This is a genomic window from uncultured Sutterella sp., from assembly GCF_937923675.1.
Lineage (GTDB): Bacteria > Pseudomonadota > Gammaproteobacteria > Burkholderiales > Burkholderiaceae_F > Sutterella.
The window spans coordinates 61,129-72,978 of the sequence record NZ_CALDXB010000095.1; the positions used below are offsets into that span (position 1 = coordinate 61,129).

Annotated in this window: 7 protein-coding genes; 6 read left to right on the forward strand and 1 reads right to left on the reverse strand. The window is 58.1% G+C overall.

Annotation, left to right across the window (positions count from 1 at the left end):
- Positions 1 to 37: 37 nt before the first annotated feature.
- The 5 genes from dnaB to Q0106_RS11315 all read left to right on the forward strand — a co-directional run bounded on the left by dnaB (position 38) and on the right by Q0106_RS11315 (position 6,467).
- Positions 38 to 1,435 (forward strand): replicative DNA helicase, encoded by a 1,398-nt coding sequence (gene dnaB / locus Q0106_RS11295; RefSeq protein WP_297613014.1) that lies wholly within the window; start codon positions 38 to 40, stop codon positions 1,433 to 1,435.
- A gap of 5 nt (positions 1,436 to 1,440) precedes the next feature.
- Positions 1,441 to 1,950 carry a DUF456 family protein gene (locus tag Q0106_RS11300; RefSeq protein ID WP_297613017.1) on the forward strand — a complete coding sequence of 170 codons (510 nt, stop codon included), beginning with the start codon at positions 1,441 to 1,443 and terminating at the stop codon, positions 1,948 to 1,950.
- 259 nt (positions 1,951 to 2,209) lie between these two features.
- Positions 2,210 to 4,042, forward strand: a complete 1,833-nt coding sequence (locus Q0106_RS11305; protein WP_297613020.1) for an aryl-sulfate sulfotransferase — start codon at positions 2,210 to 2,212, stop codon at positions 4,040 to 4,042.
- Positions 4,043 to 4,153: 111 nt separating this feature from the next.
- Positions 4,154 to 5,341, forward strand: coding sequence for a porin (locus Q0106_RS11310; protein WP_297613022.1), 1,188 nt, complete (start codon positions 4,154 to 4,156; stop codon positions 5,339 to 5,341).
- 97 nt (positions 5,342 to 5,438) lie between these two features.
- Positions 5,439 to 6,467 carry a LysR family transcriptional regulator gene (locus Q0106_RS11315; RefSeq protein ID WP_297613026.1) on the forward strand — a complete coding sequence of 343 codons (1,029 nt, stop codon included), beginning with the start codon at positions 5,439 to 5,441 and terminating at the stop codon, positions 6,465 to 6,467.
- A gap of 114 nt (positions 6,468 to 6,581) precedes the next feature.
- Here Q0106_RS11315 and Q0106_RS11320 read toward each other — a convergent pair whose 3' ends face one another.
- On the reverse strand, positions 6,582 to 7,760 hold the full coding sequence (locus tag Q0106_RS11320; protein WP_297613030.1) for a porin: 1,179 nt from the start codon (positions 7,758 to 7,760) through the stop codon (positions 6,582 to 6,584).
- A 500-nt stretch (positions 7,761 to 8,260) separates the two neighbouring features.
- Between Q0106_RS11320 and Q0106_RS11325 the strand changes: the two genes are divergently transcribed.
- On the forward strand, positions 8,261 to 11,842 hold the full coding sequence (locus Q0106_RS11325) for an exodeoxyribonuclease V subunit gamma (protein WP_297613034.1): 3,582 nt from the start codon (positions 8,261 to 8,263) through the stop codon (positions 11,840 to 11,842).
- The last annotated feature ends 8 nt before the right edge of the window (positions 11,843 to 11,850 follow it).

Sequence of the window (11,850 nt, forward strand, 5' to 3'; positions counted from 1 at the left end):
TTTTCCCCCGCTTCCTCTTAGAGAACCCGAACAACAGATGACCGAAGACATTCAGGATGAAGCCGCTCAGGCCGTACGAAAGCCCCCGCAGAGCATTCTCTCCGAGCAGGCTATTCTCGGCGGATTGATGGTGGACAATTCCGCGCTCGACAGCGTGGTCGACGTCATTCGTCCCGAGGATTTCTACCGGCGCGATCACCGCCTCATCTACGAGGAAATCGCGAAGCTCATTCAGGGGGCGCACCCGGCGGACTACCTCACGGTCTATGAGAGCCTCAAGGCTTCGGGAATGGACGTGGAGGCCGGAGGCCTTCCCTACCTGATGGAGCTCGCGAACAACTCTCCCTCTGCGGCCAACATCCGCCGCTATGCGGAGATCGTGCACGACAAGTCCGTCCTGAGGCAGCTCATTACCGTGGGCGACAAGATCGTCACGGATGCGCTCTCTCCCGAAGGCCGCGAGACGCGCGAAATTCTCGACTCAGCCGAAAAAGAGGTGCTCGCCATCAACGAGCGGAATTCCCGCAGCCAGCGCGGATTCCAACCGCTCGCGACGCTCGTGCGCGATGTATCGGCGCGCGTGATCGAGCTCTATCAGACGAAGGATTCGTCCGAAGTGACGGGCGTCTCCTCGGGCTACAAAAACCTCGACTTCGTGACGGCGGGCCTTCAGAGAGGCGACCTCATCATCATCGCAGGGCGCCCTTCGATGGGCAAAACCTCGTTCGCGCTCAATATTGCTGAAAACGTCGGGATCGTTCAGGAGCTTCCGGTTGCGGTCTTCTCGATGGAAATGGGCGCGGACCAGTTGACGCAGCGCATGATCTCTTCCGTCGGGCACATTGATGCGCAGAAGCTGAGAAAGGGGCAGTTGGACGACGAGGACTGGGACAACTTCACGGCGGCGCTTCACCGCCTCGAGGAAAAGCCCATCTTCATCGACGACACGCCAGCGCTGACGATCACGGAGCTTTCGAGCCGCACGCGGCGCCTCGTCAACCAGGCCGGGCCCCTGGGACTGGTCGTGGTCGACTACCTGCAGCTCATGGGCTCGCAGAGCCGAAACGCGCAGGACAATCGTGCGCAGCAGCTCTCTGAAATCTCCCGCGGCCTCAAGGCGCTCGCAAAGGAGCTCCGCGTGCCGGTGATTGCGCTCTCGCAGCTCAACCGTTCGGTCGACAGCCGCACGGACCGCCGTCCCGTGATGTCCGACCTTCGCGAATCTGGCGCAATCGAACAGGACGCGGACGTGATCATGTTCATCTACCGCGACGTCGTCTACAACAAGGACACGCCCGACAAGAACCTCGCGGAAATCATCGTTGCCAAGCAGCGTAACGGCCCTATCGGCACGCTCCGCATGACGTTCCTGGGCGGCAATACGCGCTTTGAGCCTACCGCTGACGAAGGCTACTGGGGCGGCATTGAGGAGTAAGAACGATGGAATGGCTCACAAGCATTGACTGGTTTGCGCTTGCCTGCTGGCTCGGCGCCTTCGTTCTGATTGCGCTTGGGTTCGCGGGCACGATCGTGCCGGCGATTCCGGGCCTCCCCATGATTGCGGGCGGCGCCTGGCTGATCGGCTGGGCCGACAACTACGACAAGGTGGGCTGGAAGACGATTCTCTTTCTCGCCGTGCTCGCAGTCATCGGCGTCATCGTGGATTCGGTGGCGCAGACGGCGGGCGCTCAGAAAGCGGGTGCGTCCAAAGCGGGCATCATCGGGTCGCTTGTCGGCACCGTGCTCGGCATGTTCATGGGACTCTTCGGGCTCCTCTTCATGCCGCTCATCGGCGCCGCGATCGGCGAATTCTGGGCCAAGCGCGATTTGATTCACGCGGGCCGCGTGGGGCTTGCCACCTGGATCGGCATGATCGTGGGCACGGCGGTCAAGGTTGCGCTCGCCTTTGCCATGACGGGAATTCTCTTTTTCGTCTATCTCACGGCATAAGACGCAAAGTTCTGAAAAATTACCCCGTTCACCTCACGGAGCTTGGTTGCGAAAGTTGCTTCAAGGAATAGGGAGTGCCTGACGGGTTTTTCTATTTTCGAAAAACCGTCTTGAGTAGATGCTTGTCTGCGGTTCGGTATCCTCCGATTTACGTATGAGGATGATCATCCTAAAGTACTAGTCACACTAAGGATTTCTTTCAACTATATGTTTTTAGAAAGAAATTCAAGTAGAGAATCTGTACAAAAGGAGAATCCCCATGCTAACGAAGCGTCAGTTCCTGCTCTCTATCGCCGCTCTTTCCGTCTCGAGCGCTCTGCAGGCGGCAGGCGGTCCCTCGGGGCCGGCAGTGCACTTTCAGGCTCAGGGCAAGATCGGCGAGGTGTTCGTTAATCCCTATCGCATTGCTCCGTTGACTGCAATCATCGGCAATGGCGGCTATGAGCTGAAGGACGTTTCAGTACGAGTGGTTCCGAAGAAGGGCGGTCAGGAAATTGCCTATGCAGTTGAAGATCGCATCTGCCGTACGCATGGCGGTATTCCTGTTTTCGGCCTTTATGCTGATTATCAGAACACTGTTGAGGTTTCTTACACCCGCATTTCGAATGATGCGGCTCGTACAGCAGAAAAGGTGAAGGAAAGCTACAAGATCTACGCTGGTCCGGCTTATGTGGGCAGCGACGGCACGGATCTTCAGACGGGCGGTTGGTTCCAGGCCAAGGTCCTGAAGATGGACAAGAAGTTCAAGGACCGTCTCTACTTCGTCAACAACATCCTTGAAAATAATCCGCGCGGAGGACGAGCCGTCTGGAACAACCCTGCCGGCGGTGCCTTGCAGTGGGGCGGCGCGCCTGAGGTAGGCATCATCGATTCAACCGGCGAACTGCGCTGGTATCTCCTGCCCGACTCGATCTACAACGGCAATTCGATTGAATGGGGCGGCGTCATGATGGGCTTCCGTCAGAACCCTGATGGTGCGCTCACCTGGGGCTACGGTCAGCGCTATGCCAAGTACGACATTCTCGGGCGCAAGATCTTCAATCGCATGCTCCCGGAAGGTTATGACGACTTTTCACATGCAATGGTGCCGATGCAGAACGGCAACTATCTCATCCGCGTGTCCGATGCCAACTACAAGCGCGCTGACGGCAAGAACGTCCGCACGATTCGCGACGTGATGATCGAAGTGAACGAATCGGGCGAGGTGGTTGACGACTGGAACCTTAACAATATTCTCGATCCGTACCGCAGCACGGTCATCAAGACGCTCGATCAGGGCGCCGTCTGCCTCAACATCGATGTGGCCAAGGCCGGCCAGACGATGAGCGACAAGGAGCTGGCAGAGCTCGATAAGTCCGACAACTTCGGCGACATCCTTGGCTCCGGCCCGGGCCGCAACTGGGCCCACATTAATTCCGTTGACTATGACCCGACTGACGACTCCATCATTGTGAGCTCTCGTCATCAATCCGCAATCATCAAGATCGGCCGCGACAAGAAGGTGAAGTGGATTATCGGCAGTCATGAAGGCTGGAAGGATGCATTCAAGACGAAGCTTCTCACTCCGGTCGATGCCAAGGGCAACCCCATCAGTTGTGATGAGAACGTCAACCATTGCGAAAAGGACTTTGACTGGACGTGGACGCAGCATACGGCCTGGCGCATTGACGCGAAGTCGAAGAAGGGCATTGTCTACCTCACAGTCTTTGACAACGGCGACGGCCGCGGCATGGAGCAGCCTCCGCTTCCCGACATGAAGTACTCGCGCCTCGTGGTCTACAAGGTTGATGAGGCGAAGATGACGATCGAGCAGGTCTGGGAGTACGGCAAGGAAAAGGGCCACGAATACTTCAGCCCCGTTACCGGCCTCTGCGAATACGCCGAAGACAAGGATTCCGTGGTCGGCTACTTCTCGACCGCAGGCATGCGCGTGAGCCATGGCAAGGCTATGCCCTCGCCCTTTATCACGGAATTTGCCTGGGGCGCGAAAGAGCCCTCCGTTGTTATCCATCTGAAGGATACCTTTGGTTATCAGGCCTGGCCTTTCTCCGTCAAGGAAGCTTTCAAGCCCACTGCCAGGCAGGCACGCTGATTCCCTTCTCTGCCTTGCATAACTGAATGTTCACCGCTGCTGTCGATCCCTCTTTCGGCAGCGGCACAGCTGAACTCATCCTCAGATTTCTCTTTTCCCGGAACTTGCATCATGCAACGTCAATTCGCGAGATCTCTCCTCTGCCTCGCGGCGCTCTCGGCAGCCGCTCTCTCCGTTCAGGCTGCCGACGTGAAGATGTACGGCATCATCGATACCGGCATCATCATTGAAAACAACAAAATGGGTACGGGCGACAGTCAGACCCGCGCCTACGAAGAGTTCGGCATCAACCTCGGGCCCCGCGTCGGATTGAGGGGTACCGAAGATCTCGGCAACGGCACTAAGGTAAAGCTTCTGCTCGAAAGCCTTTTCGAATCCGATAACGGCGCCATGCGCTTCAATCGACTTTTCGGCGGTGAATCGTCCGTTGCGCTCGAAGGTCCTTACGGCGAAATCGCCTTCGGCCGCATGGGAGCACTGACCTCTCCCTTCGGTCACTGGGGCATCTTCGGGCTTGAGGCTACGCCTTTCGGATTTGGCTGGGGGCGCTCGGGCGGCGTTCACTGGATGGTTGGGGGCGACCGCCTTGACAACACGGTTTCCTACGCGTCGCCGAAATTCGGTCCGGGTGTTCAGTTCTATGCGCAGTATTCCTTCCAGACGGGCACCAATCCGGTTCCGGGCGTTGAGAATGCCAAGCAGCGTCATAACACGCGCAGAGCGTCCATCGCCTTCCGCATCAAGAATGAGTCGCTTACCACGGTCGGCACGCTTGACCGCATTATGAACACGCACAATTCCCCTGCCGATTATGGTGAGGACACGACGATTGGCAGCCTGACGGTGAACTTCCCCGTTGTCAAAGACGTGCGCCTCTTTGTCATGGGGCAGTATTTCAGGAATGTCTACAACGCGCCCGGCACGCCTGTTCATTCACCCGTAAAGCTCATCGGAACTGCGAATCTGGGCGCCGACAATCAGACAGGCATCGCCGGGAGAGGGTTCGATGGGTACGTTGCAAGCATCAACGCCCAGATCAAGGTTGCAGGGGGCGACCTCTATCTCACGACTGCATACGACGACTGGGAATACAAGGGCCATGTGACGGAAGGTCAGGAAACCGATCTGAAGCGCTACCTTGTGGGCGCTGCCTATGAATATCCTCTCAGCAAGCGTACGCACCTCTATGCTTCCGCCAACTGGACGCACGGCTCGGGGCTCTTTGATACCAAGAACTTCTCCGACAGCTCGGATCCGAACTCGTCGCAGGTGATGGCCGGCATTACTCATTTCTTCTGATAGTCGGGCAGAATCTCCCGTTACCGATTCAACTTGCATTTTGAAGGATCCGGAGTCTGCGGTGGCCCCGGATCCTTTATTGCTTCAGGAGATCCCCATGAAGCCTTTCTCGACTCTCGACGACCTCACCCTCTCAGACCTGAAGCTGCTGCAGACGCTCATCAGAACGGCATCGCTCACGAGCGCTTCGCTCACTTTGAGCTGGTCTATACCTAAGGCTTCTCATAGGCTTTCAAAGATTCGTGAAGTGCTGGGAGATGAACTTTTTGTGCGTTCCGGCAATTCACTCGTTCCGACAACACGCATGAAGGAGCTTGCGCCGCGAGTTGCGGGTGCGATAGACGCGCTTACTTCACTCACGATAGAAGAACGCTACCGGCCGGAGGAAATCGACAGACTGTTTACCTTTGAAATGGTCGATAACGCGGCGGCCATTCTGCTTGCTCCTGTATTCGCAGCCATCCGTAAAAAAGCCCCAGGCTTTCATGTCCGGATCCGTCCCTCTGTCGGCCGGACAATTGAGAACCTTTGGGAAGGATCCACTGACCTGGCTTTTGGATTCGACATCGATCGAGCGCTGCCCGGTGATATTCATTCACAGGAACTTTTCAAGTCCCGGCACGTCTTTGCTATGAGAAAGGGCCATCCGCTGATTGAGATCCTCAGAAAGCGCGTGTCAAACGGAGGGGAACCGGAAGCGTTGCCAGAGGATCTCGCGCCGTATCCATACGCGTCGCTTTCGCTTCCGCGCTGGAGATCTCTTTCATCCAACATTGACATTGCCTGGAGGCATGAGATTCCGAGTCCCCTCTATCTCGAAACGCCATACTTCCTGGTTCTTCCTTACTATCTTCTGGATTCTGATGCCTACGCACTTCTGCCAGCGGAACTCGCGCATGATTTTTCGCTTTCTCTTCCAATGACGTATGCAGAAGGGCGGCCGGAAGATATTCGAAACTGGAATCCGATGATTCTTTGGCACAGCCGCAGTCAGGGCGACTTTGCACTCCAATGGCTGAGATCGGAGATCTGCAGACTTTCTCGGGATCATGCTCCGGTTCCGAGGCAGATCTTCAAACCCTTGATCTCGCAGGTCGCATTGTTCACGGAAGGAAATGGGTCGTGAAGAATGAGATGGCCTCTCGCCATCAGCGACTTTCCGCAATGAAAAAGGGCGTTCCCGTTAAGGAAACGCCCTTCTGAGCTCGTCAGGTGCTTGAGAGTAGCACTTCAGGCTCTATTAGAAGCTGTGACGCATGCCGACGTAGACCGTGGTGGTCTCGGGCTTGTTTTCGCTCTTCTCAACGTTGTCCTTATTCTTGTCCTGATAGTAGCCGGCGACGCCGTAGACGTTCGTGCGCTTGCTCAGGCTGTAGGTGTAGCCGACAGAGGTGCCCCAGCGGGTGAATTCTTTGTCGTTAAGTTTTTCATCATCGCCGCTGTTGGCGCTTTCCGTATCCGCATAACCGAAGGCAAGCATGGCCGTGCCGCCGGCGAGAGGCATGTCAAAGCCAGCCTGAGCTGCCCAACCTTTGAAGGATTCACCCTTAAGGCCGACGGAGGAGAGGGCCACGGTGTCCTTATAGTTGGAAGTGGCTTTGTACATGTTGTCGAAGTACTGGGCGCTCAGATAGGTCTTCGCAAAGCCGCAGTTGTAGTAGCCGCCCGCAGTGAGCGTATAGCCGTTGTCGGGCTTATCCGTGAACTGTGCGCTCGACCAGTTGTAGAGCGCGGCGGACGCGGCGAGATTGAACGGGCCGGCCACATAGGTGGCGCCGAGAGCGGCGTAGCGGGTGTCACTCGACTTGCCTTCAGAAGGGGCCTTAAGGTCAGCATCGGCAGCGTTCTCTGCGCCGAACTTATCCTTCGTATTCATGCCGAAGGAGTACTGGGCGTAGGCGTTGAAGCCCGCGAAGTTCGGGGACTTGTAGGTGACGGTGTTGTCCATGCGGGCGCCGCCCACATAGAACGTGCTGAATTCAACAGCGCCGCCCCACGAAGCGCCGAAAGGCGAGAGGTAGCCGAGGAGGCCGTAGGAGCCGTTGGCGCTGTCAAGGGCGCCCAAGCGGCCGAAGGAGAGTTCGCCGAAGGCGCCGCGAACGAAGAGGTTCGCTTCACGGCCGAAGAGGCGATTGCTCTGACCGAGCGTGCCGTCGTCAAGCGCAAAGCCGTTTTCGAGCACGAAGCCGACCTTCAGGCCGTTGCCGAGATCTTCAACGCCCTTGAGGCCGAAGCGGTTGCCGGACTGGTTGCCGGAAGCCATGGTGAAGGAGTCGGTGGCGTCCTTGCCCTGTTCATCCGGGTCGGAGTGAACATACTTGACGCCGACGTCGACGATGCCGTAGACGGTCACGTCAGCGGCCATGGCCGAACCCGCAAAAGCGCCGAGGACGGCGAGTGCAGCAAGAGTCTTTTTCATTTCTTTGTTTCCTGGAGAAATAAGTTTGGTGGGCCGGGCTTTTCTTTAAGAGCCCTCGCACGCCCCGGCACCGTCTGAGGAGATCGGTCTCAGGATGCCGCTCAGTGAAGCGGGTGATTGCTGTAACAAACATTCACGACTAACACTGAATTCTTGCTAGTCTCACACAGCTCGCTTTTCGACATCTGAGATAAATGCCTCATGCCTTGTGATTCAAGTCTTTTCATTACGCGATTCTCTGCAAGACGCAATTCCTGAAAAAAGATATGGATAAGGATCTATTTTTTGAAAAATGCATTTGCAGGAGAGCTTTTTTGCAGACCCCTCGGATCAAAACCGAACTGACCTGAAGAGACATGTCTTTGAAATCAGAAGGAATTTTTGCTGCGACGAAGCCTGACGCAGAGATTCTCTAAACTTCGTCTTTAGTCCGTCGTAAGCCTCAGGACTGCGTTTCCCTGAGACTCGGCAAGCCACTTTTCCCTTCCTCCTTCGCTCCCATGATTCATACGCTTTACAGCAACAGCTACGAAGTCCTTCGGGCAGTGCTCCTCAGCAACATCGAGCGGCTTCGGTTTCGTCCCGAAGCTTCGGAACTTGGTGCGGATGCGCTTTTCGAAGGCGTTTTCGACCGGGTGCCCGTCATCATCCCTTCGAAGGCTGTTGAAACGGATTTGACGCGCGCCATTGCCCGCGAGGAGCAGATCTGCGCTTCGATGCAGTTCATGTTCCTCTCGCAGTGGCTCGGCTTCTTTTCAAAGGAACCGCTCGCCAACGTGGTCGGGAACGAAGCGGACTGGATGGTCTGGGAGATTCTCAGAAAAACGGGACCGGGAAGCTTCCGGGAGGAAATGAAGGCGAGGACGGTGCGGCTTGAGGACTGCCTGAGAGGGAGAACGGAAGAAGAGATTTTTTCGCTCGCTCAGCGCGTCTGCTCCGTTTTCGTTTCCTACGCGAGCTACCGGCTCGACTGGGTGCTCGAGTGGCTCGGACTTCATCAGGAGCGGCTGACCCTCACAGAGGAAATGCAGGACGAGAGACGCCGGATGGAAGCCGACCCCGACTTTGTCTGGCAGCGCGAGCTCTGGAAGCGGCTCGCCGAGAACCCCGGGTGGCGCGGGAGACAGTTTCTGGAAACGCTTCCCGAGACGCTCGAATCTCTTGCCGGGGCGCCGAAGGATCTGCGGGAGCTTGATCTCGGGCACGGCCGGACGGTGCCCCTTCCCAATGCGCTTCACGTCTTCATGCCCTTCGTCGTGCCGCCGCTGATGCTACCGGTTCTGAAGGCGTTCGCCCATTCCGGGCGCGACGTGTGGCTCTATCTCCTTAATCCTTCGTCTGAATACTGGTTCGACCTTGTGCCGAAAAGGCTCTTCAACTGGAAGGAAAAGGGAGACGGGCACCGGGAGATCGGGCACCCGATTCTCGCCGACAACGGCAGAAGCGTGCGCGCCAACATCGACCGCCTCTGGCGCTTTACGGAAGAAGACATTCAGGAAACGCTCCTTTCGGGCCCCTCCGAAAACGCGCATGCGGACAATTCTCCAATGGAGCCGAGGGAGCGGAGGATCCTCGCCTCCCGGGATATTCTGCGCGACTATCAGCTGAGTCCGAAGAACATTACGGTCGACATGAAGGTGGATGCAGAGAGCATCTACCTTGAAGCCAATGAACCGACGCTTCTGCGGCGCATTCAGGATTCCATTCTGAAGCTCGACCCCGATCTCTCGCAGTTTGAAGAAAAGGCGGTGAGGAAAGAGGATGAGTCGCTGCGCTTCGTCTGCGCGCCCACGGCCGTTCGCGAGCTTGAGGGCCTTGCCGACTGGCTGCAGGCGCAGTTTAGAAAACGCAGGGATCTGCGGCCCGAGGACGTGCTTGTCGCGACGCCCGATATTTCGGCTTCTGCTCCGCTCATCGATCAGGTCTTCGGGAGCCTTCCGGCAGGACGGCGCATCGATTACCGCATTACGGGCGCCTTGATGGCGAGCGAGGACGCGCCGCTCGAGGCGCTCTCGGGGCTCGCGAATCTTTTGACGGGCCGCATGAAGCGCGGCGATTTTCTCGCGTGGCTCTCGCTCCCTCTGATTTCGAGGCGCTTCGGCTTTGAAGCGGACGACCTCGAGACCCTTTCCGCGTGGCTCGCGAGCGCAGGGTTTGAATTCGGGCTCTCCGACGGCCATCTTCTTTCTATCGACGCGGAAACCTTCCGGCACGTGAGGGAGTCGACGCTTTCGCGAGCGCTCGAGCGCCTCGCGCTCGGCGCCATGCTCCCGGGAGGCGTGAGAAAGCCCTTCCTCGACGTGCTGCCCCGAGAAGGCGTTGAAGCGAGGGGCTGGAGCACTGCGGCCGAAAGACCTGAGCTCCTCAATTCCCTCTCCACAATCTATGCGGCGCTTGAAACGCTTCGGCGCGAAGCGGAAGACGCTGACGCCGCCTCTTCTGGTGATCAGAACGAAAGAGGTCCGAGGCGCTGGACGCGGTGGATTTCCGAGGCGCTTGAATGCTTTTTCCCGCGCGAAACGCCGCAGGAAAACTGGCAGTCGCTGCGCGCGGGCGCCGAAGCCCTTGCCCTTGAAATCGAGGCTGCAGCGGACCCCGATGAAGGGGCTCCGGAGGTTCCCTTCAGGCTCTTCATGTCGGCCCTGAGGGACCGGCTCGCCGGCGCTCAGCCGGGCGGGCGTCCGGGGAGCGGCGTGACCTTCACCGGCATGCAGCAGCTCCGAGGCCTTCCCTACAAGGTGATCGTCATCTGCGGGCTCAACGATGATTCAAGATTCCCCGGGTCGTCGCACGCCGAGGAATTTGACCTGATGGCGCGCTTCCCCCGAAGGGGCGACCGCGACAGCCGGCACGACAACCGGAACATCTTCCTTGACCTTCTTCTCGCCGCGCGCGAAACCTTTCTTATTTCATATGCCGGCGGCGTAAGCGAGGCAGAGAGGAAGGAACCCTCCATCGTTGCACAGGAGCTTCGCGAGTGGATTCTTTCCTTCGCGGAAAACCGCGAGGAGCGCCGCCAATGGGCTGCAATGCTCACGAGAACGCTCGCCCTCACGGGCTTTTCGCCCAATGCCTTCAGGGACCTTCAGGGCGACTGGCGCTCGACCGACACGGATCTTCTGACGGCGCTCAGAGAGGCTGCAGAGGCAGACTGGTCGAGAAAGGAACTTCCCTTCGAGGATGCGGCAAGGACCTTCCCGGAAGCGGGCGACCAGGTTCCCTTTACGACGCTCTGGAAGTTCTGGCGGGATCCGGCCGATTCCGTTCTGAAGGCAAATGGCATCCGGATCGATGACGAGGAAGAGGATGAAGAGGTGCCGGTGGTGCCGTCGACCGGGGGCTTAAGCTTCTGGAAGCGCATCGACGAGGCGCTCCGGGCGTTTTTTGCCGGGGAAAGCGAGGCCGATGTCCGAAGACGCTGGGCGCTCAATCCCGGGCTCGGCGCCCGGGGCGTGCGCGAATGGGCGCTCGAGGAGGATCTCGCGATTGCGGCTGCGCTCTTTGACTGCTTTGAGAATGCCATGAAGAGTACGACGGAGGTCTCCCCCAAAATGATCACGGCCGATCTCCCGGGGTTCTCCTGGAAGATTTCAATGCAGACCTCGGACCTGAGAACGCACGGGGAAACGGGCGATCTTCTCTTCGCGCCTGTTTCGGCCTCTTCCAAAACAGGAAGCCGCGGACAGAGAGCCGCCTGGGAATTCCTCGTCATGCGCGCGGCAGGGCTCGAAGTGAACGGCTGTCTGGTGTCCCGTGAAAAAGGGAAGGATCAGGATGTTCCGGCGATCACTGCGCTCGCGCCGATTCCGAAGGATGCTGCGGCGAAGATTCTCGCAGTGCTCGGACGCCTCTGGGAATCGTCCCTTTCCGGGAATACGACGGTGGCGAGAGCGCCCTTTGAGGGGAAGAGGAAAGGTACGGGCGGCGAAAGCCACGCCAACCTCATTGCTTTCCGCGGAAAGAAGCTCGCGGAAGCGGAAGAGCGCCTGAAGAAAGCCGCGGATCTGCTCGAGAAGCTTTATTCGAGGGTCGACGGCGACGAACTCGCGCATGAGTTTGAAGCGCTCATCGATGCGCAATGAGATCGGGG